This is a genomic window from Propionispora vibrioides, assembly GCF_900110485.1.
GTDB lineage: Bacteria > Bacillota > Negativicutes > Propionisporales > Propionisporaceae > Propionispora > Propionispora vibrioides.
The window spans coordinates 167,856-194,404 of sequence record NZ_FODY01000005.1 but is presented as its reverse complement, the minus strand read 5'-3'; the positions used below and the strand labels follow the sequence as shown (position 1 = coordinate 194,404).

28 protein-coding genes are annotated in these 26,549 nt (G+C 48.1%); 24 read left to right on the top strand and 4 right to left on the bottom strand.

Features of this window, described 5'->3' with window-relative positions; all coding sequences use genetic code 11:
* The first annotated feature begins 428 nt into the window (after positions 1-428).
* Positions 429-992: a GH25 family lysozyme gene (locus tag BMW43_RS06575; protein ID WP_218140617.1), complete on the top strand. Its 564-nt coding sequence runs from the start codon at positions 429-431 to the stop codon at positions 990-992.
* 547 nt (positions 993-1,539) lie between these two features.
* Here BMW43_RS06575 and BMW43_RS21040 read toward each other — a convergent pair.
* From BMW43_RS21040 to BMW43_RS06565, 3 genes are all read right to left on the bottom strand, one after another.
* Complete coding sequence (locus BMW43_RS21040; protein ID WP_177173481.1) at positions 1,540-1,695, bottom strand: hypothetical protein; 156 nt, start codon at positions 1,693-1,695, stop codon at positions 1,540-1,542.
* A 164-nt stretch (positions 1,696-1,859) separates the two neighbouring features.
* Positions 1,860-2,354: a YcxB family protein gene (locus tag BMW43_RS06570; RefSeq protein WP_177173480.1), complete on the bottom strand. Its 495-nt coding sequence runs from the start codon at positions 2,352-2,354 to the stop codon at positions 1,860-1,862.
* 423 nt (positions 2,355-2,777) lie between these two features.
* Positions 2,778-3,233 carry a hypothetical protein gene (locus BMW43_RS06565; RefSeq protein WP_091744984.1) on the bottom strand — a complete coding sequence of 152 codons (456 nt, stop codon included), beginning with the start codon at positions 3,231-3,233 and terminating at the stop codon, positions 2,778-2,780.
* Positions 3,234-3,903: 670 nt separating this feature from the next.
* On the opposite strand from BMW43_RS06565, the gene BMW43_RS06560 reads away from it, so the two are divergent.
* Positions 3,904-4,299, top strand: a complete 396-nt coding sequence (locus BMW43_RS06560) for a thioesterase family protein (protein WP_177173479.1) — start codon at positions 3,904-3,906, stop codon at positions 4,297-4,299.
* Between the two features lie 67 nt (positions 4,300-4,366).
* Here the strand turns inward: BMW43_RS06560 and BMW43_RS06555 are convergent, their stop codons facing one another.
* Complete coding sequence (locus BMW43_RS06555; RefSeq protein ID WP_091744982.1) at positions 4,367-4,885, bottom strand: hypothetical protein; 519 nt, start codon at positions 4,883-4,885, stop codon at positions 4,367-4,369.
* Positions 4,886-5,374: 489 nt separating this feature from the next.
* Here BMW43_RS06555 and folP point away from each other — a divergent pair, with 489 nt between their 5' ends.
* The 22 genes from folP (at position 5,375) to BMW43_RS06445 (ending at position 26,531) form a co-directional block, all read left to right on the top strand.
* The gene (folP, locus tag BMW43_RS06550) at positions 5,375-6,259 is read left to right on the top strand and encodes a dihydropteroate synthase (RefSeq protein ID WP_091744980.1); all 885 of its coding nucleotides are present in this window, start codon (positions 5,375-5,377) and stop codon (positions 6,257-6,259) included.
* A gap of 24 nt (positions 6,260-6,283) precedes the next feature.
* Positions 6,284-6,643: a dihydroneopterin aldolase gene (gene folB / locus BMW43_RS06545; protein ID WP_342725144.1), complete on the top strand. Its 360-nt coding sequence runs from the start codon at positions 6,284-6,286 to the stop codon at positions 6,641-6,643.
* A complete protein-coding gene (folK, locus tag BMW43_RS06540) occupies positions 6,640-7,140 on the top strand; it encodes a 2-amino-4-hydroxy-6-hydroxymethyldihydropteridine diphosphokinase (RefSeq protein WP_091744977.1) in 501 nt (166 codons plus the stop codon). The genes folB and folK overlap by 4 nt, the downstream gene beginning before the upstream one ends.
* 2 nt (positions 7,141-7,142) lie before the next feature.
* On the top strand, positions 7,143-8,270 hold the full coding sequence (locus BMW43_RS06535; RefSeq protein WP_091744975.1) for an MGDG synthase family glycosyltransferase: 1,128 nt from the start codon (positions 7,143-7,145) through the stop codon (positions 8,268-8,270).
* Positions 8,271-8,342: 72 nt separating this feature from the next.
* The gene (gene dprA / locus BMW43_RS06530) at positions 8,343-9,428 is read left to right on the top strand and encodes a DNA-processing protein DprA (RefSeq protein ID WP_091744973.1); all 1,086 of its coding nucleotides are present in this window, start codon (positions 8,343-8,345) and stop codon (positions 9,426-9,428) included.
* Positions 9,425-11,611 carry a type I DNA topoisomerase gene (gene topA / locus BMW43_RS06525; protein WP_091744971.1) on the top strand — a complete coding sequence of 729 codons (2,187 nt, stop codon included), beginning with the start codon at positions 9,425-9,427 and terminating at the stop codon, positions 11,609-11,611. The genes dprA and topA overlap by 4 nt, the downstream gene beginning before the upstream one ends.
* Positions 11,604-12,920: an FADH(2)-oxidizing methylenetetrahydrofolate--tRNA-(uracil(54)-C(5))-methyltransferase TrmFO gene (gene trmFO / locus BMW43_RS06520; RefSeq protein ID WP_091744969.1), complete on the top strand. Its 1,317-nt coding sequence runs from the start codon at positions 11,604-11,606 to the stop codon at positions 12,918-12,920. The genes topA and trmFO overlap by 8 nt, the downstream gene beginning before the upstream one ends.
* A gap of 81 nt (positions 12,921-13,001) precedes the next feature.
* Positions 13,002-13,910, top strand: coding sequence for a tyrosine recombinase XerC (xerC, locus tag BMW43_RS06515; RefSeq protein WP_091744967.1), 909 nt, complete (start codon positions 13,002-13,004; stop codon positions 13,908-13,910).
* Positions 13,911-13,928: 18 nt separating this feature from the next.
* Positions 13,929-14,459 (top strand): ATP-dependent protease subunit HslV, encoded by a 531-nt coding sequence (gene hslV / locus BMW43_RS06510; protein WP_091744965.1) that lies wholly within the window; start codon positions 13,929-13,931, stop codon positions 14,457-14,459.
* 177 nt (positions 14,460-14,636) lie between these two features.
* Complete coding sequence (gene hslU, locus BMW43_RS06505) at positions 14,637-16,037, top strand: ATP-dependent protease ATPase subunit HslU (RefSeq protein ID WP_091744963.1); 1,401 nt, start codon at positions 14,637-14,639, stop codon at positions 16,035-16,037.
* A gap of 36 nt (positions 16,038-16,073) precedes the next feature.
* Positions 16,074-16,850: a GTP-sensing pleiotropic transcriptional regulator CodY gene (gene codY / locus BMW43_RS06500; RefSeq protein WP_091744961.1), complete on the top strand. Its 777-nt coding sequence runs from the start codon at positions 16,074-16,076 to the stop codon at positions 16,848-16,850.
* 320 nt (positions 16,851-17,170) lie between these two features.
* A complete protein-coding gene (gene flgB, locus BMW43_RS06495; protein ID WP_091744959.1) occupies positions 17,171-17,587 on the top strand; it encodes a flagellar basal body rod protein FlgB in 417 nt (138 codons plus the stop codon).
* A gap of 2 nt (positions 17,588-17,589) precedes the next feature.
* Positions 17,590-18,030 carry a flagellar basal body rod protein FlgC gene (flgC, locus tag BMW43_RS06490; RefSeq protein ID WP_091744958.1) on the top strand — a complete coding sequence of 147 codons (441 nt, stop codon included), beginning with the start codon at positions 17,590-17,592 and terminating at the stop codon, positions 18,028-18,030.
* 12 nt (positions 18,031-18,042) lie between these two features.
* A complete protein-coding gene (gene fliE, locus BMW43_RS06485) occupies positions 18,043-18,339 on the top strand; it encodes a flagellar hook-basal body complex protein FliE (RefSeq protein ID WP_091744956.1) in 297 nt (98 codons plus the stop codon).
* Positions 18,340-18,441: 102 nt separating this feature from the next.
* Entirely contained in the window at positions 18,442-19,989 is a 1,548-nt protein-coding gene (gene fliF / locus BMW43_RS06480) for a flagellar basal-body MS-ring/collar protein FliF (protein WP_091744954.1), read from the top strand.
* Between the two features lie 21 nt (positions 19,990-20,010).
* On the top strand, positions 20,011-21,021 hold the full coding sequence (gene fliG, locus BMW43_RS06475) for a flagellar motor switch protein FliG (protein ID WP_091744952.1): 1,011 nt from the start codon (positions 20,011-20,013) through the stop codon (positions 21,019-21,021).
* Positions 21,014-21,778 (top strand): FliH/SctL family protein, encoded by a 765-nt coding sequence (locus tag BMW43_RS06470; RefSeq protein WP_091744950.1) that lies wholly within the window; start codon positions 21,014-21,016, stop codon positions 21,776-21,778. Before fliG ends, BMW43_RS06470 begins: the two co-directional genes overlap by 8 nt.
* Positions 21,775-23,088: a flagellar protein export ATPase FliI gene (fliI, locus tag BMW43_RS06465; protein ID WP_091744948.1), complete on the top strand. Its 1,314-nt coding sequence runs from the start codon at positions 21,775-21,777 to the stop codon at positions 23,086-23,088. Before BMW43_RS06470 ends, fliI begins: the two co-directional genes overlap by 4 nt.
* 50 nt (positions 23,089-23,138) lie before the next feature.
* Positions 23,139-23,585, top strand: a complete 447-nt coding sequence (gene fliJ / locus BMW43_RS06460; protein WP_091744946.1) for a flagellar export protein FliJ — start codon at positions 23,139-23,141, stop codon at positions 23,583-23,585.
* A gap of 8 nt (positions 23,586-23,593) precedes the next feature.
* A complete protein-coding gene (locus tag BMW43_RS06455; protein WP_091744944.1) occupies positions 23,594-24,154 on the top strand; it encodes a lytic transglycosylase domain-containing protein in 561 nt (186 codons plus the stop codon).
* A gap of 179 nt (positions 24,155-24,333) precedes the next feature.
* Positions 24,334-24,996 carry a MotE family protein gene (locus tag BMW43_RS06450; protein WP_091744942.1) on the top strand — a complete coding sequence of 221 codons (663 nt, stop codon included), beginning with the start codon at positions 24,334-24,336 and terminating at the stop codon, positions 24,994-24,996.
* A 35-nt stretch (positions 24,997-25,031) separates the two neighbouring features.
* A complete protein-coding gene (locus BMW43_RS06445; RefSeq protein WP_091744940.1) occupies positions 25,032-26,531 on the top strand; it encodes a flagellar hook-length control protein FliK in 1,500 nt (499 codons plus the stop codon).
* Positions 26,532-26,549 lie beyond the last annotated feature (18 nt).

The window sequence follows — 26,549 nt, the reverse complement described above, 5'->3', positions numbered from 1 at the left end:
ATTACTGCTGTAGAATCGCTAAAAAGGGATCTATTTTAGATATGGAATTCTTACTGGAATGGATTCTGCTACTTTCACATTTACGAATGATTCTGCTATTGAAGCCGCTTATTGTAGCGAATTTTTCAACGGTCATGCCATGATAAAGGGGGATCAGAAGTTTGACTGATAAACAAAAGGGATAGCAACTGCTATCCCTTTCGCACTAGATGGATATTAAAGACCATCAGCAAGTCAGAATACTGTGAACTATTGGCCGAATGTTCTCTATGGTACGAAATATTTGACTTTGACTTTTGCTGGTCGGGTATAACTGTAGTTATGTGCTGGCTGGTGCCGTAGCTCCTGGTTAAAGCAGTCTGGGCAGTCAATTTAATTCACCTTTTGGGAAAAAACAAATTAATATAATAAAAAGAGAGGTGGGAAAAATGATTCGAGGTATTGATGTAAGCGTGCACAATGGAATGGTAGATTGGCAAGCAGTGAAAGATGCCGGCATTGAGTTTGCTATGCTACGCAGCTCTTATGGTAAGAACTCTGAGGACAGTATGTTTGCACAGAATGTAGCGGGAGCGAAAGCAGCCGGTTTACAGGTTGGTGCCTACCACTACTCCTATGCGCTGAACGAAGATGATGCCATCCAGGAGGCGACTAACTGCCGGAGCGTGATCGACAGCACGGGGCAATTGCTGGAACTTCCAGTGTTTTTTGATATGGAGGATGCGGACGGCTATAAACAGCGAAATGGATTCGCCTTTGACCCAACTGAGATCACAGCAATATGCAAGGCATTCCTGGAAAATATCGGCCTGGATTGTGGTGTATATGCATCCTACTTCTGGTTATGCAATTACGTCGATTGGCGAGGCTTAGGATGTGCCGTATGGAATGCTCAGTGGGGAAGTGCTGATGATTTACAAGGGTTCATGTGGCAATATACCGACAGTCTGGATATCAACGGAAATTTGTTTGACGGCAACATTAAATATTAAAGGAGCGTGTCATTTATAACAAAGTTAATGAATATCTGGCTTTTGATAAGAGCGTCAGCTTTAAAGTGATTCTGCTGCCGGCAGAGTAATAAAGAATAGATGACTCCGCACGATGGAAGTTCATAAATCTAGCCTTGCCACCTGCTCCGGCAGGGCTTTTTATTTTTTATTGACATATATAATGTGTTTTTTGACGCCTTTTTGATGTAAAGCCATGGTATTATCAAAGTGAAGATAACGTTGAGGGAGTGAGTAATATGACGGAATATGTACCTGTATTTACTTTCTTCTTAGGTTTTTGTTTAGGATTAATCTTGTGGCCAAAACTTATTGGATTTAAATGATATTTTACAGGTGGTTTTGAATTAGTTATTCCTAGATAAGCCTCAATAAGTAAAAGAAGAAAAACGGGAGGTTGGTGATAACATGGAGTTGAAATCCGGCGATGACTTAAATTATTTACCAAGCTAAATCCCTCCATTCTGGTTTGACGCCAGGGTGGAGGGATTTTTTGTTTGTTCCGATTGTTTCGGCTACCGAGCTTATTTTAATATTTCCAGAAAAGTAAATCGCCGGCTGTACTTTGGATAAAATTCACATTAGTTTTAGATGGATCACCTGACAATACCATTACAAACACTCCTGTGAAGACTACAATGGCTCCCAAGATACCGGCAAATATGAGGACAATAGGATTTTTCACAAAATATCTCCTTTCAGTCTGTATAGTAGATCGGTAGAAGTAAGATGTGCCGAATCAAAGAAGGTGATTGATAGTGAGGAGCAGACGATTTGGGTATTGTTATACATTGTGATGTTATTGTGAAACGATATCGGAGTTTAGAGAAGAAAGGTCCAATAGAAATACTAAAACAATATACTTCTTTTAATTTTATTTTTAGGGATTAGAGAATATAAAAGATCTTCGAAATCTTTGCTGCTTTTCGAAGTGAACCAATACTTAGGTAAAAGAAGCGCTTGTTTTCGGCTTAAGAAAATAGCAAAGCAGTTTCTTGAAATCGTTATTTTATACACTTTATCCCAGGGGATCATACTGGAGCCGCTCTCAAAGCTAACTTGGATACCTGATTTTAAAAACTCATAAGTCGTTTCTTGTTGCATTAATTGATTTGATAGATAATTCTTTTTAGCAATGTGCTTCATTCCCCAATAATAGCCGCAGGCTAAGGCTATGGCAAGGCTTGAAAATAGCCAGATGCTTTCTTGCTTTAGCACGGATGAAATAATGATTAGCATGAGAAGGCTTACGAGTAAGTACATTCTTGCTGTTGTCTCATAAGTAAAATTAATTGCATCTTTTAAAGAAACTGATCCTTTTAAGTGGAATAATACTTCATTCACAGAATCACTCCCTATTGTCATTATTCAGTGGAGGTAAAACTCATTTTACTTATATTCTTGAATATGTTTGTTAGAGTTCGGCTGAAATGTTTGGTTGATTTGTTCCATAATTGTCTCCTAATTTCCTTTAATTGTTGCTTAACCATTGGAAATTTCTTTGAATATAAACTATTTTGCTCCTAAACAAGGAAACTCCTGCCAAATTAAGACGAAATTTAGCAGGAGTTTTTTGTTTCACCAGAATAGTCTTTATAATAAGGTTGAATATGTAGAAATTTGCAACTGCCACACTTTAGGAGAATTAAAGTGGTCAAATTGAAATACTCGGTAGATATGCAAGACTTGCCTTGTAAGTGTAGTGCTCGGTTCGATATTGAAGAAACTATGCAGGTGGTACCCTGCTGGCTGATGTTGGCAGGGTTTTTATTTTGTGCGTTTTGCGATAAGATAAGAGCTGATTATGCCGGTTAAAAGCAAGTTGATCAAGGTTATTATGGTTGATAGGATTTCATCACGCATCCAGGGGGCTATATTCGTTAATACTTGTATAATGCCTCTGGCACCGATAAAAAAACATGTTGCGACTCCGAGCCCCTTAATTAAATAATAGTCTTTGCCTGTTAGACGTAAAGTAAATGCTGTTATGACTCCGAAAATTCCTCCCAACATTAAATGGGTTATCATTCCAATCGAAATTCCCCAAGGGGTGTGTAAAGCAGAGTCATTCAATACAAGTGCTCCTGCAAAAATCCAAAGGGAAGTAAAAGAAACTCCGGATTGTAAAAGTAGCCAACTTAATAAGGTTGTGATGGCAGTTGCAATTATTCCACTAAACGCACCACTGGCAAGAGTGTCTTGATATTTACGTACCCTACGCACATAAGTTCACCTCCAAGCTTTAGCATTTCCTAAGATGGACAAATGTTATGCGGAGAAACGGTTAAGATACTAGGCAGCCAGAAGTCACAAGATGGTTGGGCGAGCATAATTGGACTTGAATTGCCACATCACGTTTAAATAGCCGGGTACTGATAGGTAGTCAGACAATAGCCTTAAATAATGGCTGGCGGGGTATTGGTATACCTTCTGGATTCGGGGAAAGCAGGTATACTTTTGACAGAAAGGATCAGCTGGCTCGCAGAAAGATGAAATTCCCGCTTGTTACGGGAAAGTCTGATCAAGACTTTGGAGCTTCTATATTTAAGCTAAGATAACTAGGCTATTGCTAATTCTTTAAATAAAGGATAAATTTTCAATTTTGTAGAATCGCTAAAAAGGAGATATTCTAGTGGTCTGTCAACTTTGAAAATATAAATTAAATTTGCTGGGTTTTTTTCGCAAGGCAGGCAGCGGGGGCGCGCCTATTGAACGGTAAGCCGGCGTCAACCAGCCTGGCGGGAAAGGACGTATGAAAGAATTGTATTTTCAACGTTGATGGAACACTGCTGGTCTGGCGGAGAACAAAATTATCGTCGGACAGCAGTGGTCGAAGCCATACAGTTTGGAAAAAATAATACCCAGAGGATTGATTGACTAAGGAGTGGTAACTATGGAGATAAATTTGATAGTTGGTATGATCGGTGAAAAGAGTGAGACAGTAACAAACCATAACACGGCAATCCAATATGGCAGCGGCAGCGTAGCGGTTTACGCGACCCCGGCGATGGTCGGACTGATGGAGGGAGCCTGTGTTAATACCGTAGACGCACATTTGCCGGAGGGGATGAGCACGGTAGGGATTGACCTGAAAATAAAACATACGGCGGCGACGCCTGTGGGCATGACGATTCGGGCCGAAGCAACGCTTACCGGCATTGACGGAAAACGCTTGACCTTTGCGGTCAAGGCATTTGATGATAAAGAACAAATTGGCGAAGGAAGCCATGAGCGGTATATTATTAATGTCGAGAAGTTTCTTCAAAAGGCCGGAGCAAAGAAAAATTAGTGGCCCATGTTTACCTTGAAAATGTAATTTCAAAGTTTATGGACCACTAGTGGCTGCAACAGGAATGCTAAGGCTTAACGGCTACTTGCCGGTACTGGTCTGAATTTGTATTTTCCAAGGTCAACCAGAGGGGCGGTAAACCGGGCAGCATTTCAAATTGTGTTTCGTACTTTTCGGGAATCCAGTTTCCGTCCTGGTACTGAAAGGTGATTCGATAGGTATCGGGAGCGGTATACTTGGGGAATTTGTTCGTCATTTCCGCTGCGTCGCGGCTTGAGTAGATATCGCTTACCTGCATATACAGCCTGTAGGTTAGCTGGGCTGTATATGGCCGGTTGACAAGGCCGGTGGGCTTAATGTTGTAAAAATACCTACCGGTTACGGCGCATTGGCTTTTTCGCCAGCTCGATTCACCAAAGCCAACACTGTAGACCGTTGCTCTTGGGTCCAGTTTATAGCTGTCCAAGTGCTTTTTTATGGCAACTTTGAAGGACGCGTCAATGGTTTGCTGCTGATCGGCGGCGGCAGCCGGATGAACCAGGCTGATGAGTAGAAAGATGGAGAATAAACAAAAAAGTTTTTTCATAATATGGACCCTTTCTCTATGGAATGCAAACAAAGAAGACTTAGATTATGTTTCTCTAAAATATAAATTTTACCTTTATATGAGGAAACTCCTGCTATATGTTGTTAATTTGGCAGGAGTTTTATGCTTAAAGTGGTATAAGCTACAATAATATTCTCCATATCAGCCAACTGTTGTTACGGTGCCGCCGATAGGTAAGAAACTGTCGGATAAACGAAGGAGAACCACCGCCAATGACGAATTACCTTTTAATACGATGGTTGTCTAGTGTTCCGCCAACTTTGAAACTGCAAATTAAATTTGCGGGAATTTTTTCGTAAGGCAAGGTGGAGGAAACACGCCTATCGAACATAGGTAAGCCGACGACAACGAAGTTTTACAGAAAAAGGCCCGTAAAGAAATTGTAGTTTCAGAGTTGGTGAAGCACTAACAATGGAAACAGCATATAACACTATATTTCTGGTAAAATATACTTATTAGGAGGATGGCATGAATCTACAAGACCGCAACAGCCTTGACAATGGCTGTGGGCGGAGTTTGTCTCTGCCCTGTCGTGAATATAGCTGGCCGGATGGGAAAAAACTTTCCATTCGACCAGGCAAGACCCTTGTTATGGGGATTTTAAACGTGACTCCCGATTCGTTTTCCGATGGCGGGTGCTACCGGAAAATGGATGCGGCTTTGCGACACATGGAAACACTTATTGCTGACGGGGCCGATATTCTTGATATTGGTGCCGAGTCCACCCGGCCATATGGCAACTCCCGGGAAGTATCGGCCATGGAGGAAATGGACCGGCTGCTGCCGGTGTTGGAAAAAGTGCTGGCCGCTTGCCCCATCCCGGTGTCTGTCGATACGTACAAGGCCTGTGTGGCTGACGAGGCACTAAAGTTGGGGGCCCATATGATCAACGATGTCTGGGGGTTACAACGGGACCCGGCCATGGCCGCGGTGGTGGCTCGTCATGATGTTCCGGTGATTGTGATGCATAACCAACAGGAAGCCAGCTATGGCGAAGATTTGTTGCTAGATGTAGCAGGCTTTCTGGCCCGTAGTATAGAACTTGCCGTAGCGGCAGGGCTGGACCGGAGCAAGATTATTGTAGATCCGGGCATTGGTTTTGCCAAGACTACTGCTCATAATTTGGAGCTTATGTCCCGGCTGGAGGAACTGCAGGTGCTGGACTGTCCTATCTTGTTGGGAACTTCGCGGAAACGGTTCATTGGTGAAGTGCTGGATCTGCCGGTGACCGACCGGGTGGAGGGGACGGGAGCGACAGTCGTGCTGGGTATAACCAAAGGGGTTCAGCTTGTCAGAGTTCACGATGTGAAGGAAATAGCCAGAATGACCAAAATGACCGATGCTATGTTATGAAAATACAAATGGGGAGAGATGAATATGAATAAAATATTGTTGAAAAATATGATGTTTTACGGATTTCATGGTGTTCATGAATATGAGCGCGAAGTGGGACAGCGTTTTTATATTGATTTGGAAATTACAGCGGATTTGTCAAAATCATCGGCTAGCGATGATTTGAATGATACGGTGGATTATACCCAGCTTTACAGCTATTTGAAGGAAGTCATCGAAACACACCGGTATCAACTGTTGGAAGCTTTAGGCGCCCATATTGCTGATACCTTGCTGGAAAGGCCGCTGATCAGCAGCGTGAACGTAAAAATTCGCAAACCCTATGTTCCTATCGCCGGGCAGATTGATTATGTTCAGGTGGAAACCAAAAGGACGAAGGCATGATTTTACTTGGTTTAGGCTCCAATCTTGGTGACCGTGAGCAGTATATCGCTGCTGCGGTCAGATTGTTGGCCGCCTGCCCGTCGCTTACCGTGTGTCAGACATCTGCTTTGTATGAAACTGAGCCGGTGGGGGTAAAAGAACAGCCGGCTTTTCTTAATGCGGTTATTTCGATAAAAACAACGCTTGAACCGGAGGCTTTGCTGGAGCAGTGCCTGGCTGTAGAGGCGCGGCTGGGGCGGGTTCGCAAGGAGCGCTGGGGGCCGCGGAACATTGATATTGATTTGCTGCTATATGAAAATCGGATATGCAATTCACCACGTCTGAGTCTGCCCCATCCACGGCTGGCGGAGCGCAAGTTCGTGCTGATTCCGCTGGCGGAGGTCGCTGGCGATATTCCGGTTTTTGAGGGAAAAACAGCGAAAGAGTTGCTGACAGGGCAGGGTGATGATAATAAAGTCACTTATTATAAGCAGCTTGTTTGGAAACAGGAGGGCTAGTGTTGCCGAAGAAACGAAAAATTTTATTCTTTAGCGCTCCCATTGGAGCAGGACATACACGGGCGGCACAAGCCGTCCGTACTGCCATGCTTCGGCAGGACCCTGATGCCGAAGTGAAGATTGCAAATATTTTTGACTTTTTCAGCCCCATGGTGGGACAATTGATATTAAAAATCTATCTTATTATTTTGTCGCTGTTTCCGCCGGCTTATGGTCTTATGTACCGCTGGGGCAACAAGGATGTGTCAGCTTCGCTGATCAGCCAGATTATCAACTGGTTTTTAGCCTCCCGTATGCACCGGCTGATTCTGGAGTACCGGCCGGATGCCATTGTCTGTACTCATGCGACGCCTGCCGGGTTAGCAGCCTATCTGGCTAAATATCATGGCATGAAGGTTCCGATTACGGCGGTCATCACCGATTATGCCGTGCACCGGCTTTGGGTGTACCCGGAAATGGAACGCTATTTTGTCGCTAACAGCAGTCTTTGTGCGGTACTGGAAGGCTATGGCATCGAGCGGTCACGGGTTGACAGTGTCGGTATTCCGGTAGAACAGGCTTTTGGTGTCACCTACAGCCGTGAGCGGGTCTGCCGGCAACTGGGGCTGGCGGCAGACAAGAAAACACTGCTGGTTATGGGGGGCGGCGCCGGTGTGCTTCCTATGGATGAGATTATTTTACTCTGCAATGAACTGGAAGAGCCATTGCAGATCATGGTTGTTACCGGCAACAACCGGGTTATGTACAATAAGATCGAGAGCTTAAAACCCTCGTTAAAATGTACGCTGCGATTATTTGGTTATGTCAATAATATTCACGAGCTGATGGGAGCCGCCGATTTGCTGATTTCCAAACCGGGAGGACTGACCGCTTCGGAAGCCCTGTGCGCCGGCTTGCCTATCCTTGTGTATAAGCCGATACCGGGTCAGGAGGAAGCCAACACAGCTTATTTGATCAACCATGGGGTTGCTGTGCGTGCCGACTCGCTGGACGAAATACGAACCCATCTGTTGAACCTGCTGGACGATACGGACACGCTGGCCTACATGGGCCGCCAGGCGGTGGCACTGGGCAGACCCCAGGCAGCAGATACCATTGCCGCTACTATTTTTTCCCAAGTTTGCTCTTGACGGTATCAGATGTGGCAGATATAATAATTGCAAATTAATTCATGGATTTTAGCCTGATTTGGCGGAGGTAGCATGAATAAATTATACATGGCGGGATTGCAAATGACTCCGGGGATCGGTACGGCCAGACTGCATCAATTGCTGCGCTTTTTCGGCAGTGCCGAGCAGGTTTGGCGGGCTGATTTAAAGGATTTATGTTTATCCCGGTGTTTGGATGAGCAAACTTGTCATATTTTTCTGGAACACAGGGAAAAGCTAGATATAGAGCAATTGGCTGAAGCGTGGGAGCGGGCTTCTATTAAGCTGTGCTCGCTGGAGGAGCCGGAATACCCCGCTTTGCTTACCTGTTCATTCAGACCGCCGCAGGTGCTGTTTTACCGCGGTACGCTGCCGAAGCATGACAAGCTTATCGGTATTGTGGGAGCCCGCCGTGCTTCGGTCTACGGTAAGAATGCGGCGGAAAGACTGGCCCATGATGTAGCTGCTGCCGGTTTCTGGGTGATCAGCGGCGCGGCGCGCGGTATTGATACGGCCGCTCACCGGGGTGCTTTAGCAGCGGGAAAAACGGTAGCCGTGCTGGGTTGTGGCGTCGATGTCGTATATCCACCGGAAAACGCCGCCTTGTTGGACGAGATTGCCAGAGCCGGCTGTGTTATTTCTGAATATGCGCCGGGGACTCAGCCTCATGCAGCTTTTTTCCCGGCTCGCAACCGGATTATCAGTGGCATGTCGCGTGGCGTGGTGGTTGTGGAGGCGGCGGAAAAAAGCGGCGCACTGATTACGGCCGACTTTGCCCTGGAAGAAGGGCGCGATGTGTTTGCCGTACCGGGCAGCATTTTTTCGGCCGCTTCCCAGGGAGCACACCGGCTAATTAAACAGGGGGCCAAGCTTGTGGAACGGGCTGCGGATATTTTGGAAGAGTATGGACAAACAGACGGGCAGCGAAAGCCGGACATGCCGGATTTGACGGCGGCGGAACAAGCGGTATATGATAGTCTTACGTATGATACCTTGCTGACTGTTGAGGAAATTGTGATAAAAACAGGGATGTTGCCGTCAACAGCGGCGTATATAGTATTGCAGTTAGAGTTACGTGGTTTGGTGGCCGAGCACGCAGGTCAGCGGTATGCTCGTGCTGCTAAGGAGGGAATTAGGTGACAAAGGCGCTGGTTGTAGTAGAATCACCTGCCAAGGCAAAGACAATTGAAAAATTCTTAGGAAAAAATTACACGGTGCGTGCCTCTATGGGGCATTTGCGCGATTTGCCGAAGAGTCAGTTCGGCATAGATATTGAACAGCAGTTTACGCCTAAATACATCAACATTCGCGGCAAGGGCGATCTGATCAAGAGCCTGAAAGAGGCCGCTAAAAACGCCGATAAGGTATATCTGGCATCTGACCCTGACCGGGAAGGGGAAGCCATTGCCTGGCATTTGGCGCACCTTTTACATATACCGGCAGATGAAAGTTGCCGTATTGAGTTTAATGAAATTACCAAGTCGGCTATTCAAAATGCAGTTAAGCATCCACGACCGATTAATCTGGCCAGGGTTGACGCTCAGCAGGCCAGGCGGCATTTGGACCGGATTGTCGGCTATAAGCTGAGTCCGCTGCTTTGGCGCAAGGTCAGGAAAGGTTTAAGCGCCGGACGGGTACAATCGGTGGCCGTCCGGATGATTTGCGACAGGGAAAAGGAAATCCAGGCCTTCCAGCCGGAGGAATATTGGTCCATTACGGCTAAACTGAGAAAATCCGCTAGGGCAGCCTTATTTGAGGCGCAACTGGTGGCGATTGAAGGAAAGAAAGCCGAAGTTAACAATGAGGAACAGGCAACGGCTATCACTAAAGATCTGGAGAAGGCGGAATATACCGTCAGCGCTGTAAAGCGGCGTGAACGCCGGCGTAATCCGGCGCCGCCCTTTACCACCAGCAGCCTGCAGCAGGATGCCTCACGAAAGCTGGGCTTTACTTCCCGGAAAACCATGATGGTGGCCCAGCAGCTCTATGAAGGTTTAGATGTAGGCAGCCGGGGTCCGGTCGGTTTGATTTCTTACATGCGTACCGACTCCACCCGGATCGCCGAATCGGCGCAACAGGAGGCCCGCAGCTATATTATTGAGAAGTTCGGCAGCGGCTATGTGCCGGAAAAGAGTCCGGTTTACAGCAGCAAAAAAAGCGCACAGGATGCCCATGAGGCTGTGCGCCCCACCGATGTGCTTATGACGCCCGACACGATCGGCAAATACTTGGCCAAAGACCAGTTGAAGCTGTATACGCTGATCTGGGAACGGTTTGTGGCCAGCCAGATGGCGGCTGCTGTTTATGACACGCTGACGGTGGATATTGCCGCCGACCGCTATGAACTCCGGGCAACCGGCTCACAGATAAAATTTACCGGCTTTATGGCTGTTTATACCGAGGGAAAAGAAAAGGGCGAGGAAGAAAAGGACAAGGAAGTGACGTTGCCGGAGCTCGAGCCAGGCCAATCGCTCAAAATGTCCAAGATTTTGCCAAAACAGCATTTTACCGAACCGCCGCCCCGTTATACCGAGGCTTCGCTGGTAAAAATACTGGAAGAAAAAGGAATTGGCCGACCCAGTACCTATGCGCCTATTATCGAGACCATTCTGGGGCGCGGCTATGTGGTGCGGGTAGATAAAAAGTTTGAACCTACCGAGCTGGGTTTTGTGGTAGTGGATTTGTTAAAACAGTATTTTATCAATATTGTTGATGTGGCCTTTACCGCTCAAATGGAAGACAGTCTGGACGAGATTGCCGAGGGACACGGTTCCCGTGTTGCTTTGCTGGAACAATTCTATCAGCCCTTTGCCCAAACGCTGGCCCATGCCGAGGAAGAAATAGGCCATGTGGAGTTACCGGTAGAGGTGTCCGACATTCCTTGCGAGAACTGTGGCAAGCTGATGGTAGTCAAACAGGGACGGTATGGTAATTTTCTAGCTTGTCCCGGTTTTCCCGAGTGCCGGAACACCAAACCGATTATTAAAGAAACAGGCGTAGCCTGCCCAAAATGCGGGGGCGCCGTTATTGAACGCCGGACCAAACGTGGCAGAGTGTTCTATGGTTGTAAGAATTATCCGCAATGTGACTTTGTTACCTGGGATATGCCGTTAAAAGAGAATTGCGCTGTGTGCGGCAGCTTTATGACCAAGCATAAATATAAAAACGGACGGGTTGTAACTCAGTGCGGCAATGAAAGCTGTACTACCCGTGAAAAGGCCCGGGAGGAAACAGACGACAAGGTTAAACCGGCCCGGGGCAGTAAAAAAACACCAGCAGGCAAGGCAAAACAGCCGGTCAAGCGGAGGAAAACAAGTGGCTAAAGCAACAGTTATCGGTGCCGGACTGGCGGGCAGTGAGGCTGCCTGGCAGGTGGCGCAAAGAGGAATACAGGTTGATTTATATGAGATGCGGCCCAAAGTGATGACGCCGGCCCATCACACGGAAAATTTCGCCGAATTGGTATGCAGCAACTCGCTGCGGGCAGCAGCGGTTGAAAATGCCGTAGGCTTGCTAAAGGAAGAGATGCGCCAGTTAAACTCGCTGGTTATGCAAGCTGCTGATGCCACCCGGGTACCGGCTGGTGGCGCTCTGGCGGTTGACCGGGATGCTTTCAGCCGGCAAATCACCGATGCGGTGAAAAACCATCCGAATATAACGGTTTTTAATGAAGAAGTGACGGAACTGGCTCGGCATCAGGCTGATGTTCTGGTCGTGGCCAGTGGACCGTTGACTTCGCCGCAGTTGTCGGAGTCGATTAAAAAGCTGACTGGTACCGATTATTTGTATTTTTATGATGCGGCTGCCCCGATCGTTACCCTGGAATCGCTCGATATGGAGAAGATTTACCGTGCCTCCCGTTACGGCAAGGGGGATGAAGATTATCTCAACTGCCCGATGAACCGGGAGGAATATGAAGTTTTCTGGCAGGAACTAACCCAGGCTGAAACAGCGGCCATCAAGGAATTTGAGAAAGCTATTTTTTTTGAAGGCTGCATGCCGGTGGAGGAGATGGCCAGAAGAGGGATTGACACTTTGCGATATGGTCCGTTAAAACCGGTAGGACTTGAGAATCCGGCCGGCGGTGAGCGACCTTATGCTGTGGTTCAATTGCGGCAGGATAATTTTGCCGCAACCTTATTTAATATTGTCGGGTTCCAGACTCATCTCAAATGGCCTGAACAGCAGCGGGTGTTCCGGTTGATACCGGGGCTGGAACAGGCTGAATTTGTCCGTTATGGCGTTATGCACCGCAATACCTTCATCGACTCGCCCAATGTACTGCAGCCGACTTTGCAAATGAAAAAGCATCCCGCCATCCTGTTTGCCGGCCAGATTACCGGCGTCGAAGGCTATATCGAATCGGCCTCGTCCGGATTGGTGGCCGGGCTGAATGCGGCCCGCCTGGCTATGGGCGCCGAGCCGCTGGTCCTGCCGGCGGAGACGGCTCATGGCGCGCTTTGCCGCTATATTACGCAGGCGGCGACCAAGAATTTTCAGCCCATGAATGTTAATTTTGGTCTATTACCGCCTCTGGAGCGTAAAATTAGAGATAAGAAAATGAAAAACGGCATGATTGCGGATAGAGCCTTGGAAAGTTTACGGGAATTTAAAGAAAACTTTGAAAATTAATTCTTGCATAACGTGGGGCAGTATGCTAGTATAAATCCAATAAAAGGTATTTTGGAGAAATGTGACAAAAAGTGTGATTATATGGATATGATAACAGAGCAACTTCAATACTTCATTCGCTATTTACAGATAGAGAAAAATGCCTCACAGCACACTGTAATCAGTTATCGTGCAGACCTTGAGCTGTTTGTTGATTTTGCGCGGTCACAGGGTGTTGCTGAGGCTTTTTTTGAAAATATTACTTCTTCCCTGATTCGGTCTTATCTGGCCGCCATGAAAAAGCATGGCTATGCAAGAACGACGATTGCCCGGCGGATTGCCGTACTGCGTTCTTTCTTTCGCTTTTTATGCCGGGAGGAGGTTATTGAGGGCAATCCATTTTCGGCTATTCACACGCCTAAACTGGAAAAAAGGCTGCCGTCTTTTCTGGATACTCTGGAGATTACGGAATTGTTGCAATTGCCCGCTAAGGACCGTGCCGGCTACCGGGATGCCGCTATTTTGGAAGTGCTGTACGCTTCAGGCCTGCGGGTCGGTGAATTGGTCGGTTTATCGCTCAAAGACATTGACGAGGTGTCCGGTTATATCCTGGTCTATGGCAAAGGCGCCAAGGAAAGGATTGTGCCTGTGGGTAAAACAGCGCTGGCTGCGCTTAAGACCTACTTGGAACATTCCCGTCCTTTTTTCTATGCCAAATGCCGGACCGGGGCCCATCAGGCACTGTTTGTCAACAGTAAGGGAGGCCCGTTGACTGATCGCAGCGTACGGCGGATTGTCGCTAACTATGTAGAAGAGCTGGCTCTTAAGAAGAAGGTAAGCCCCCATACACTGCGGCACACCTTTGCAACACACCTGCTGAATAACGGAGCCGATTTGCGTTCGGTGCAGGAAATGCTGGGCCATGTAAATCTTTCAACTACGCAGCTCTATACGCATGTGACCAAAGAAAGGCTCAAGTCGGTATATCGAAACGCACATCCCCGGGCTTAATGTATAGGAGGAATAAGTATGTTTCATGCTACAACTATCATTGCCGTGCGTCAGCACGGAAAAATCGCCATCGCCGGTGATGGGCAGGTTACCTTTGGCGGCAATACGGTCATGAAACATAACGCCAAAAAGGTAAGACGCCTGTACCATGGCAAAGTACTGGCCGGCTTTGCCGGATCGGTAGCCGATGCATTTACCCTGTTTGCTAAATTTGAGGCAAAACTAGAAGAGTTTAACGGTAATTTAATGCGGGCCGCCGTGGAGCTGGCGAAGGAGTGGCGGATGGACCGGGTGCTTCGGCGTCTGGAGGCGCTGCTCATTGTTGCCGACGCGGAACGGATGCTTATCATATCCGGCAATGGAGAGGTTATTGAGCCTGATGACGGGGTAACGGCTATTGGGTCCGGCGGTTCGTACGCTTTGGCGGCGGCGCGGGCCATGGTCAAATTCTCCGAACTTTCGGCAGCTGAGATTGTTCGGGAAGCGCTGTTGATTGCCGCTGATATTTGTGTGTTTACCAACAACCATATTACGGTTGAAGAACTCTAGGGTATGCTTTCAAACTAACGGAATGATCTGTGACGAATGGTTTTTGCGTCAGACGAGGCAAAATTTTGCAGAAATAATGGCTCTTAATTCAAGAAACTTTAACGAAGTATGGCATAAAAAGCGCCGTCAGGGCGTTTCGGATAGTTTGAAAACATACTCTAAGAAGGAGGGATCCTTTTGAGCGAATTGACCCCCAAACAAATTGTCAATGAACTGGATAAATATATTATCGGGCAGCGGCAGGCTAAAAAGTCGGTAGCCATTGCCCTGCGAAACCGCTGGCGGAGCAAACAACTGTCGGATGAACTCCGGGAGGAAGTCATTCCCAAGAATATCCTAATGATCGGTCCCACCGGCGTAGGAAAAACGGAAATTGCCCGCCGGCTGGCCAAATTGGTCAATGCCCCGTTTATCAAGGTAGAGGCTACTAAGTTTACCGAGGTCGGCTATGTGGGGCGGGACGTGGAGTCTATGATCCGCGATCTGGTTGAAACGGCCATCCGTATGGTTAAACAGGTGAAGATGCTGGCGGTAAACGATCAAGCCCGTACGTTAGCTGATGAGCGCATTTTAGAATATTTTAGGCCTTCGTCTAAAAAGGATAGTATCCGTAATCCTTTTGAAATGCTATTTTCCGGTACTTCGCTGGGCCATTCCGGTAGTGATGACAAGGTAGAGGAACCGGTGCAGGCCGGAGAGGCGAACGACCGGGAATATTGGCGCCGGCGTCTGGAAAATGGTGAACTGGAAGAGGAATTGATCGAGGTGCTGGTTGAGGATAACTCCAATCCCATGCTGGGAATGTTCGCCGGCTCCGGTGTGGAAGAAATGGGAATGGGCATCCAGGATATGCTGGGCAGCTTTTTGCCGAAAAAGCAAAAAAAACGCAAAGTTACCGTAAGCAATGCCCGGAAGATCTTTACACAGGAAGAAGCACAAAAGCTGATTGATATGGATGAAGTTACAACTAATGCTATTAGTTTGGCGGAAAACTATGGTATAATATTTCTTGACGAAATTGATAAGATTGCCGGACGGGGACCTTCTTCCGGACCGGATGTGTCACGGGAGGGTGTTCAACGGGACATTCTGCCGATAGTGGAAGGTTCGACCGTGGTAACCAAGCATGGTCCGGTCAAGACGGATCATATTCTGTTTATTGCGGCAGGCGCCTTTCACACGTCAAAACCTTCCGATTTGATTCCTGAACTGCAGGGGCGTTTCCCCATCAGGGTGGAGCTGAATAATTTAGTCAAAGAAGATTTCCGCCAAATTCTGACGGAACCGGAAAATGCGCTGATCAAGCAGTATACTTCCCTGTTGCGGACGGAAGGCATAGAAATTACCTTCAGCGATGACGCTATCGACGAATTGGCTGAAATTGCCTGTCAGGTAAATGACCAGACGGAGAATATCGGCGCCAGGAGACTGCATACTATTTTGGAAAAGCTGCTGGAGGATTTGGCTTTTGATGCTCCCGACATACCGGAGAAAACCATTGCGATCAACCGGGAATATGTGAATGACAAGCTTAAGCATATTGTGGTAAATCAAGATTTAAGTCATTTCATCTTATAAAATATAACAGTTTTAGAAAGGCAGGAGAATTGTATTATGTCTTCATTGTTGGAACGAACCCGAAAGATTAACCGACTTTTACAAAAGTCAGAAAACGTTCAGTATAATGAAATATCGCGTGTGCTTAGCAGTGTCATGAGTGCCAATGTTTATATTGTGGCGAGAGATGGCGCCATCTTAGGCTTTGCTTTGCTGGACAATTTTGAATGTGATGTAATGCGGGACCGCGTACTGTCCAAGGAACAATTTCCCGAACGGTATGTTGACTGGTTGCTCAGAATCAACGAAACCTCGCCCAACCTGAGTCTGGATGCCGGGACCTGCACTTTTAACGGGGATATTGGCTGTCTATTCCGTGACAAATATACGACTATCGTACCTATCCATGGGGTGGGTGAACGGATCGGTACGCTGATTGTGGCGAAATTTCAGGCTGAGTTTACTGATGATGATCTGGTCTTGGCCGAATATGGCGCCACCGTTGTCGGTATGGAAATTCTGCGTGACCGCAGTGAAAAGATTGAAGAAGAAGCTCGTAAGAAGGCCACTGTGCAGGTGGCTCTGGGGACTCTATCTTATTCCGAGCTGGAAGCGGTTATGCATATCTTAAGCGAACTGGAAGGGGATGAAGGCTTGCTGGTCGCCAGTAAGATTGCCGACCGGGTAGGCATCACCCGCTCTGTTATCGTCAATGCGCTGCGCAAGTTTGAAAGCGCCGGTGTAATTGAGTCCAAGTCGCTGGGAATGAAAGGCACCTACATTAAAGTGCTGAATGAACGATTGCTGGATGAACTCAAGAAGCTTAAGAAATAAAGGGTTAAAAAAACTGCTTTACTTAGGTAAAGTAGTTTTTTTATTTCCACGAGTGACGGGAAAATTTTTTGGTCGTAAGACTGGAACAGAAGCGACTAGCTACGGTTCCTATGTTGGTATTTTTTTCAACTCAATGCCGACAAAAAACGATAAAATAAGAAGCATTGTTATTTTTTTTGTTAAGATATGGTTAAACCTTGTAAAATAGTATCTATAAATGGAGATTATTAAACAAAGTATCTAGAGGATTTTTATGGATTATGTAGAATTATGCAAAGGATATTTTTAAATACATAAACTGAAAGTCGAGGAGATTTCTGGTGCTGGAGTCAATTGTATCTGCGCCTTACGCTGCGATCCTGGAAAAGGCTCTGGGTGCTTCTTCGCTTCGCAATAAGGTAATAAGCAATAATATTGCCAATGTGAACACTCCGGGTTTTAAAAAAAGCGAGGTCGCTTTTGAAAGCTTGCTGCAACAGGCACTGGGAGACAACGGAAGCAGCCTGCCGCTGGTTAAAACCAATGAGAAACATTTGCCGCTGACCGTTTCCCGGCAGGATGTGGAGCCTGTAGTCAGTCTGATTGGCAATACTTCTATGCGGACAGATGGAAACAATGTTGATGTGGATATGGAAATGGCTGAATTAGCCAAAAATACGCTGTATTACAATGCCGTTGCTCAGCAAATCGGCAAGTACTATTCCGGTATTAAATCCGTTATTAATGGAGGGAAATAGTGATGGGAATGTTTGGGGCCATTGATTCGGCAGCATCGGGCCTAACCGCCGAACGTCTTAGAATGGACGTTATTTCCAATAACATTGCCAATGCCAACACAACCCGTACGGCCAAGGGTGGCCCGTACCGCCGGCAACTGGTAGTATTTGAGCCTCGTTCGGAGCAAGCTTCATTCAGCCAGCTTTTATCCAAAGAGATGGGGGATGGGGCTGGTGACGGGGTGAAAGTGGTAGGCATCACTGAAGACGATTCTCCCACTCGCATGGTGTATGATCCGCATCATCCGGATGCCAATCAGTCGGGCTATGTGGAAATGCCGAATGTGAATATTGTTACAGAAATGGTGGATATGATTACCGCGACAAGAGCCTATGAGGCGAATGTAACGGCTGTTAATTCGGCAAAAAGCATGGCGTTGAAAGCGTTGGAAATTGGAAAATAGGGAGGAACATTCATGCGGATAGAACCAATAAAATTGATGCCTGTAGGGTCGCGGCTGACCTCTGATGCCGTTTTGCCGGCCAGTGGGGACAAAAGTTTTGGCCAGTTGTTATCCGACGCACTGAATAATGTGAATGAACTTCAGAATAGTGCCAATCAGGCTTCCGTTGATTTGGCGGCAGGTAAGCTGCAGGATGTATCGCAGGTTGTGATTGCGACGGAAAAAGCCAGTGTAGCTTTACAATTGACGATGCAGGTGCGCAACAAGATTGTGGACGCCTATCAGGAAGTTATGAGAATGCAGGTATAAGCGAAGTTCAGGGAATATGCCAATCAATACTGCCGGTTGTCCGGCAAGTTGTAGGAAATATTAAATATGTAACGTTCAGTGTCGCTTGAAAGGGTGGAGACCATGGCCGACTGGAAAGAACAGTCTCTGCGCTTATGGCAAAATATCGGGAAAAGACAAAGGTATGCAATTATTGGTTCAGCAGTGCTGATCTTTATATTGATTTTGTCCTGGAGTTATTGGTGGGGCTCCAAACCGGACATGGTACCTTTATTTACCAATATGGAAGCCAAAGATGCAGGTGAAGTTGCTGCTAAATTAAAGGAAATGAAAGTTTCTTTTGAACCACAGGAAAATGCTAACGGTACGGCTATTTTAGTTTCTGCTAAAGATGTGCATCGTGTTCGCTTAGAGTTAGCCAGTCTGGGTTTACCGCGCGGCAATAAGGGATTTGAAATATTCGATCAAAATAAGTTCGGTGTAACGGAATTTCAAAACAAAGTATATCTGTTACAGGCCTTGCAAGGAGAATTAACGCGGACGATAGAACAGATGGACGAAGTGGAAAAGGCCAGAGTTCATATTGTTTTGCCGGAGGACAGCTTATATAAAAAGAACGAAAAACCGGCGACCGCTTCGATTATGGTTAAACTGCGTCCGTCAGCGCAATTGACCAAGGAACAGGTAAAAGGCATTGTCAATTTGGCGGCCCACAGTATTCAGGGTTTGAAGCCGGAAAATATTACCGTGGTAGATAATTACGCGCATGTGCTCAATGATCAGCAGGACGAATCGAACATGCCCGGTTCCGGTTCAATGACTCAACTTGAAATGACGCGGAAGATGCAGGATGACCTGCAGAAGAATCTGGATTCACTGCTTGACCAGGTGCTTGGACCAGGAAAAGCCGCTGCCAGAGTTAATGTGGAACTGACCTTTGATCAGCATACGGTGGACAAGCAAGTTTATGAACCGGTTGTAGATGATAAAGGTATTATCCGTAGCTCCCAGGATACTAATGAACGCTATCAGGGGACGGCTTCGACACCGGGCGGTGTTCCAGGGACGACGACCAATATTCCCGGTTATGTGACCGGCAATAACACACAGTCAAATTATGAAAAGAAAGATTCCATAAAGAACTACGAAATTAATGAAACCAAGGAAAAGGTTGTTGCAGCGCCGGGGGCCATTAAACGCCTGACAGTCGCCGTACTGGTTGACGCCAGCCTGAACAAGGCGCAGCAAGACAGCATTGCTAAGACTGTTTCCTCGGCCATCGGTATCAATCCGGCCCGGGGTGATATGGTGTCGGTAGAAAGCATCGCCTTCAATACCGACATGGCTGACCGCGAACGTTTGGCGGAAGAAGCCGCTCAGCGGCAGAACCTATGGATAAAGATCGGCCTGGCTGTAATCGCTTTGATTATCATATTGCTTGGTGTACGGGCTTATTTCGCCCGCAAGAAACAGCAGCGTCAGGAAGCGGAAATGCTGGAGGCCCTCCAGGAGTCGCAGCTTGCAACGCTGGAACAGGCTGAAATGGCAGAGTCTGAATTGACCCCGCAGGAAAAAGAAAAACTGGAACGCCAGGAACTGATTGCTAAAATGGCTAAGACCAACCCCGACGATGTGGCACAGTTGATCAAAGCTTGGCTGAGTGAAGAATAGCAGGACAGGAGGGTGAGACCAATGTATCAATCTAATGAATTGACAAATAAACAAAAGGCAGCCGTCTTGTTGATCACACTCGGTCCTGATTTGTCCGCACAGGTTTTTAAACATTTGCGGGAAGATGAAATTGAAAAACTGACCTTGGAGATTGCCAGTCAGCGGAAAATAACGCCGGAACAGAAGGAAGCCGTGTTGGCGGAGTTTCACCAATTGGCGCTTGCTAAGGAGTACCTATCTTCCGGCGGTCTTGATTATGCCCGTGAAGTGTTGGAAAAGGCACTAGGAGCGGAAAAGGCGGTATCGATTATTAACCGTCTGACATCCAGTTTGCAGATCAGGCCCTTTGATTTCGCCAGAAAGACCGATCCGGCGCAATTACTGAATTTTATCCAAAATGAACATCCCCAGACGATTGCTTTGATTATGGCTTATTTGCTGCCTGATCAGTCGGCTGCTATCATTTCGGCTTTACCGCCGGAACGGCAGGTAGACGTAGCCAAGCGAATTGCCACCATGGACAGGACCACGCCGGATATTTTAAAAGACGTGGAACGGATACTGGAACGGAAACTTTCCTCGCTGGTAACCCAGGATTTCACGGCGGCCGGCGGTGTGGATTCCATTGTCGAGGTCTTGAATCGCGTCGATCGTACTACCGAACGGACGATTATCGAGAACCTGGAAGTCCAAAATCCGGAACTGGCCGAGGAAATCAAAAGGCGGATGTTCGTATTCGAAGATATTGTTCTCTTGGACGACCGTTCACTGCAGTTGGTGCTGCGTGAAATCGATTCCAAGGATTTGGCGATGGCTCTTAAAGCCTCGTCAAGTGAAGTGTCTGGCAAAGTATATAAAAACATGTCGAAAAGAGCGTCCGAAATGCTGCGGGAAGAAATCGAATATATGGGTCCTGTCCGTATTCGTGACGTCGAAGAGGCACAGCAGAAGGTTGTTAATGTAATCCGCCGTCTCGAAGAGTCTGGTGAAATTATTGTTTCACGCGGCAAAGGGGACGAGATTATTGCCTAAGATTATTAAATGCGTAGCGCTGCATGACTTGCCGGTTATCGTCGGTAAGCTTCCGTCGGAAGAAAAGGATAATAAGTCACTGGCGGAAACGGTGGTGCCGGAAGACTGGCGGCAATGGGAGCAGGAAGCGAAGGCGGCCAGAGAGCAGGCGGAGGAAAGGCTTGCCCAGGCACGACAGCAGGCTGATGCATTGCTGGCGGAAGCCAGGCTGACAGCCGAGCAGCTCCGCCAAACGGCCCGAGAGGAAGGAATGCAGAGCGGCCATCAACAAGGCTATCAGCAGGGTCTGGAGGAAGGAAAAACCGCTGCGGCACAACTGATGCAAGAGCAGGTTCAGGCGGCTGCCGCAAAGGCTGAGCATATGGTACAACTGGCGGAGCAGGAAAGAATAAATGCTGTTTTGGCTGCGGAACGTCAGATTGTGGAAGTTACGGTAACGGTCTTGCGCAAGGTGCTTGCCCGGGAAATTGAGGAAAACCCTATGGTAGTCCTCCCTATCGTCAAGGCGGCGTTGGAAAAAGTGTGCGACCAGGAACAGGTAACTGTACGCATTCATCCGGAGGATTACGATTTGGTGTTGCAGGCCCGCCGGGATTTACAGGCAATGCTCGGCCGGGAACAGGCGCTCACCGTTCTGGCTGATCATACCGTATCGGTGGGAGGTTGCGTTGTTGACACTCCCTGTGGTACAGTCGACGCCAGAATTGATGCACAACTGGAAGCTTTAATAAAAGTGTTACAGGATGTATGTCCATGATGATATTTAATTCTGAGAAATACTTACGGGCGCTTGACAGCGTCGATCCAATAAAAATGAATGGCCGGATCATCCAGATTATCGGTCTGGTGATTGAGGCGCAAGGTCCTGCTGCCAGTTTGGGGGATTTATGCTATGTGTATCCCCGTTCCGGCGGACAGCCTGTTCCGGCGGAGGTTGTCGGTTTTCGCCAAAACCGGGTGCTGCTGATGCCGATTGGCGAGATGCAGGGGTTAGGACCGGGCTGTGAGGTTGTATCGGCCGGTCGGTCACTCAGCGTTCCGGTGGGACGGAAGCTGTTGGGCCGGGTTCTGGACGGTATTGGCAATCCGATGGATGGCAAGGGACCCATCGAAGGTGATTTGGAATACCCGCTTCACGCCAGTCCGCCGCCACCTCTTTCACGCAGCCGAATTCACGCTAATCTTTCGGTCGGCGTCCGCGCTATTGACGGTTTGCTGACTCTTGGCTGCGGTCAGCGGGTTGGAATTATGGCCGGCAGCGGTGTAGGAAAAAGTACGCTGCTGGGCATGGTTGCCAGAAATACCGAAGCCGATATCAGCGTGATTGCGCTGGTAGGCGAGCGGGGCCGGGAAGTCCGGGAGTTTATTGAACGCGATTTGGGCGAGGAAGGATTAAAACGCTCGGTTGTGGTGGTAGCTACCTCTGATCAACCCGCTTTAGTCAGAATAAAAGGCGCCATGACGGCTACGGCCATTGCGGAATATTTTCGTGACCAGGGCGCTAATGTCATGCTGATGATGGATTCGGTTACCCGGTTTGCTATGGCGCAGCGTGAAGTCGGGCTGACTATTGGCGAACCACCGGCAACCAGAGGCTATACGCCCTCCGTATTTGCGACATTGCCCAAACTGCTGGAGCGATCCGGTCCGGGTGAGAAGGGCTCGATTACCGGCATTTATACCGTATTGGTAGATGGTGATGATATGAATGAACCAATTGCCGATGCGGTGCGCAGTATTTTGGACGGCCATATCGTGCTTTCCCGCAATATTGCGGCACAGAACCATTACCCGGCGATTGACGTACTGCACAGTGTAAGCCGGGTAATGATGGAAATTGCAAGCAGCGAGCATTATGCCGCGGCACAGAAGATCAGGTCCCTTCTGGCTACGTACCGCGAGGCGGAAGATCTGATCAACATCGGTGCCTACGCTCATGGCAGTAATGCCAATATTGATAAAGCCGTGCAAATGATTGGCGGTATTAACGAATTTCTAAGACAAAGTGTTTATGAGCAAACCACACTGACGGAAGCGGTGGAGCGGCTGCGGCAACTGGCGGGATAAACCTTCTGTTGCCTGAGGCTTCAAGCCGGTAGCGACTGGGAGTGACAGTAATGAAACGATTTCAGTTCCGTTTAGAGGCATTGCTTAATTTCCGGAAAATGAAGCAGGAAGAAGCACAACTGCGGTTTATGGAAGCTTGCAGCGAACTGCAGCGGGAGCAGGAACTGCTGATGGGTCTGGAACAGGAAGAGCAAGCACAGCTTTTAGAGTTCAAGAATTTTCAGCGCCGCAAGGGCCTGACGGTGGACTCGCTGTTACTTTTCAGCAATTATTTCGACAGACTAAAGGAACAAATTACGGAAGCCGCTAACCGTGTAGCCACGGCGGAAGCTAAACGCCAGGCTGCGATGAAAGAATTGGAGGAAGCGGTAAAAAGCTATAAAGTAGTAGAAAACCTGCGAAAAAAGAGGCTGGCCGAATACCGGCTGGAACTACTGCGGGAAGAACAAAAAGAACTGGATGAAATGGGCACACAAATTTTCTTACGGGGGAGCTAAGGATAAGGATGGATGGGATCAGCAGCGTTTTACAGCGGATTGCCGCAATTGAAAAACGATTTGCACCAAATCCGACAGAGGAAAGCAATTTCGCCGATTATATGAAAACGGCGAACAATCAACTGTCTTCCGGCGAAAAGGCTACGGCCGTCCAATCGGCGTCTTCAGCCAGCGCTTGGAAGAACGTACCGGCTGCTTCCTTGGAAGGTATGATCTATGCCGCGGCGACTAAGTACGGTGTGGACCCTAAACTGGCCACCGCTGTGGCTACAGTCGAATCGGGCCTGACCGCTGATGCCGTTTCACCGGCGGGGGCTGTCGGTGTTATGCAGTTGATGCCGGATACCGCTAAGGCACTGGGCGTACGGAATCTTTCCGATCCCCGGGAGAATATCGACGGCGGGGTGCACTATTTAAAAGACCTGCTAACCATGTTTCAGGGAGATGCCAGAAAAGCTCTGGCTGCTTACAATGCAGGACCGCAGGCGGTAAAAAACTATGGTGGCGTACCGCCGTACCGTGAAACGCAAAATTACGTATCTAAGGTATTATCGCTTTATAATCAATAATAACCGTTAAGATATTTTCCCTTTAGGGCATGTTGGCATGAGTTGAACTGTTCGGATTTCGAGCGAATTTCTCGCTGGAATACCGGATGTATTTCAAGGAAATTTAACGCAGTACGGCGGAAAAGCCGCCGGAAGACGAGTAATGAACAATTTATCAACACGCCCTAGGAAAGCTGGTGATGAGTGTGGCCGACAAGACCAAGCAAAAAATAAAACAAGAGACCAAGCAAGAGATGGCGGAACCTGTACAAAAAAAGAAAAGGTTTGTCAGTGTGTTTAAGCTGATTGCCTTACTTTTAGTCTTACTTATGCTGGCAAGCGCTGCTTTTGCGGCCGGGGTGTATTTTAAAATCTTTGATTTGCAGCACATTGCAAGCCAGTGGGGACTTGATAAATATCCGTTGATCGGTCATTATTTCGAACAGCCTAAAACAAACTTTGAGACAGTGGATGAAGAACAGACAAGTACCGAACAGCCACCGGTGACGCCGCAGGAACCGGTCAAGGAACCGCAGCCGGACAGTCAGAATGTCCAGCCGCCTGCTGTTCAACCACCCGCTGCCGTTGATCCGGCCAAGGCTTTGCTGGATAAGGAGAAGCTGGAAAAGGCCCGACAGCAGGAAGAAGCTAAACGGGCAGGGAAACTGGCCCGGTTCTACGGCAATATGAAACCCGATGAAGCGGCTGCCATTATGAAGCAATTGGATGATTCCACCATTATTGCCATATTGAATAAAATGGAGGAAGATCAGGCAGCACAGGTATTGGCCAAGTTTGATGCTCAGCGGGCGGCCAATCTGACCGATCAGATGTTTAAAGGCCGGAAAGACACCGTCCTTTGATCATATATAAAGCTGCGAAAGGAGGTGAACAAATCATGGAAGCGACCATAAACGTACTGCCAGGAACCGCCGCTGCACCGCAACAGGCCATGCCGGCGGGAAATCAGGCAAGTTCTGGAACCGGTGCAAGCCAGGGAAATGCCTTTGCCGGTATGCTGCAAAATGCGACGGTAAAGGATGCCGATACCGGTCAGAAAACAGCGGTGCCCTCAGGATTAGCCCAATTGGCCTTTTTAACACAGTTAGCTGTGACAACAGCGAATGCAGTGTCTGGCGAAGGAAATACCGGTAAAGCCGGCTCTGCTGCGCCGGAAGAAACTGAGACTGCAGCGCCAACGGATAGTTCGGATGCTGGCAAAGAGCAGGCAGCTGTTGCTTTAATGGGATTGGTATTGCCGATGCTGCCGGTTCAACCGACTGCAACCACGGCTGGAACCGATGCCGTTGGAGCAGCGACTACCGGAGAAACTAAAACCGCTGTTGTTGTTGCGAAACAGGAACCGGTCATTACCGTTGAACCGCTGGTGGCGCCAACGACAGAAGGAACTCAAGCCGTGGCTGCAACAGATAAGGATAAGCCGACAGTTACTGCGACAGCAACTCAACCTCAGTCTTTTGCCGAGGTCATTCAACAAAATCTGACGAATCCGGCGAAACCGGAGAAAACCGATGCCGGCACGCAAGCTGTTGTATTGCCTGTTGGTGATGAAAAAGCAGCAGTTGCAGTCGATGCGGCAAAAGCCCAAACAGCGTCGACTCGTGTGGATTTTCCGGTGCAAACCGTTCATGTTATGAGTACGATTGACAACAAATCTTTCGTCAAAGGGACAGAACAACCGCAGCCGGTGCCGCATGCTCAAGCACAGGAACCTGCAGTGCAACCTGTGCCCAGTTCGGTGCAAGGTGAAGCACAACAGGGGATGAACCAGGGACAGCCGGAGGAACAAACGGCATTTTCGGATGGAACTAAGCACCAGACGGAAGATGTGCCAGATCTGAGCGTCAAGAATAATACTGTATCAGCTGTGTTTACCCAATTAGCCGATTCACAGACGGTTAAAGCCGCGACAACAACTCAGACTGCCGCTCATACGCAGCAGCCGGTTGCCGATCCGTATAATCTTGGCGGACAGATCGTTGAACAGGCCAAGCTGATCAAAACTCCGTACAGCGATGCTTCGGAAATGGTCATCAAGCTAAAGCCGGAACATCTGGGCGAATTGACGTTGCGTGTTGCCGTAGAGCATGGTGAGGTAACGGCTTCGTTCCACACCAATAATCCAGAGGTACGGGGTATCATTGAGAACTCGCTGCCACAGTTAAAGCAGGATATGGCCAGCCAGGGAATTAAAGTGGACAATGTTGGCGTATATGCCGGTTTGAGCCAGTTTGATTCGCGAGGACAACAGGCTAATCAGCAGCAGCCGGTGATCAAACTGAAAAACCGAAAAAATGATGATGATTTCATCGCAACCGTGGAAAGTCTGCAGGCCGAGCAGACAGGAAGTGATACGGGAGTTGATTACCGTGTCTAACATAGTGTGATAGGGGAG

Coding starts and splice junctions, on each gene's coding strand:
- BMW43_RS06575 (WP_218140617.1), top strand. CDS start 429: ATGATTCGAGGTATTGATGTAAGCGTGCACAATGGAATGGTAGATTGG.
- BMW43_RS06560 (WP_177173479.1), top strand. CDS start 3,904: ATGGAGATAAATTTGATAGTTGGTATGATCGGTGAAAAGAGTGAGACA.
- BMW43_RS06555 (WP_091744982.1), bottom strand. CDS start 4,885: ATGAAAAAACTTTTTTGTTTATTCTCCATCTTTCTACTCATCAGCCTG.
- folP (WP_091744980.1), top strand. CDS start 5,375: ATGAATCTACAAGACCGCAACAGCCTTGACAATGGCTGTGGGCGGAGT.
- folB (WP_342725144.1), top strand. CDS start 6,284: ATGAATAAAATATTGTTGAAAAATATGATGTTTTACGGATTTCATGGT.
- folK (WP_091744977.1), top strand. CDS start 6,640: ATGATTTTACTTGGTTTAGGCTCCAATCTTGGTGACCGTGAGCAGTAT.
- dprA (WP_091744973.1), top strand. CDS start 8,343: ATGAATAAATTATACATGGCGGGATTGCAAATGACTCCGGGGATCGGT.
- xerC (WP_091744967.1), top strand. CDS start 13,002: ATGGATATGATAACAGAGCAACTTCAATACTTCATTCGCTATTTACAG.
- hslV (WP_091744965.1), top strand. CDS start 13,929: ATGTTTCATGCTACAACTATCATTGCCGTGCGTCAGCACGGAAAAATC.
- codY (WP_091744961.1), top strand. CDS start 16,074: ATGTCTTCATTGTTGGAACGAACCCGAAAGATTAACCGACTTTTACAA.
- flgC (WP_091744958.1), top strand. CDS start 17,590: ATGGGAATGTTTGGGGCCATTGATTCGGCAGCATCGGGCCTAACCGCC.
- fliE (WP_091744956.1), top strand. CDS start 18,043: ATGCGGATAGAACCAATAAAATTGATGCCTGTAGGGTCGCGGCTGACC.
- fliF (WP_091744954.1), top strand. CDS start 18,442: ATGGCCGACTGGAAAGAACAGTCTCTGCGCTTATGGCAAAATATCGGG.
- fliG (WP_091744952.1), top strand. CDS start 20,011: ATGTATCAATCTAATGAATTGACAAATAAACAAAAGGCAGCCGTCTTG.
- fliI (WP_091744948.1), top strand. CDS start 21,775: ATGATGATATTTAATTCTGAGAAATACTTACGGGCGCTTGACAGCGTC.
- fliJ (WP_091744946.1), top strand. CDS start 23,139: ATGAAACGATTTCAGTTCCGTTTAGAGGCATTGCTTAATTTCCGGAAA.
- BMW43_RS06455 (WP_091744944.1), top strand. CDS start 23,594: ATGGATGGGATCAGCAGCGTTTTACAGCGGATTGCCGCAATTGAAAAA.
- BMW43_RS06450 (WP_091744942.1), top strand. CDS start 24,334: ATGAGTGTGGCCGACAAGACCAAGCAAAAAATAAAACAAGAGACCAAG.
- BMW43_RS06445 (WP_091744940.1), top strand. CDS start 25,032: ATGGAAGCGACCATAAACGTACTGCCAGGAACCGCCGCTGCACCGCAA.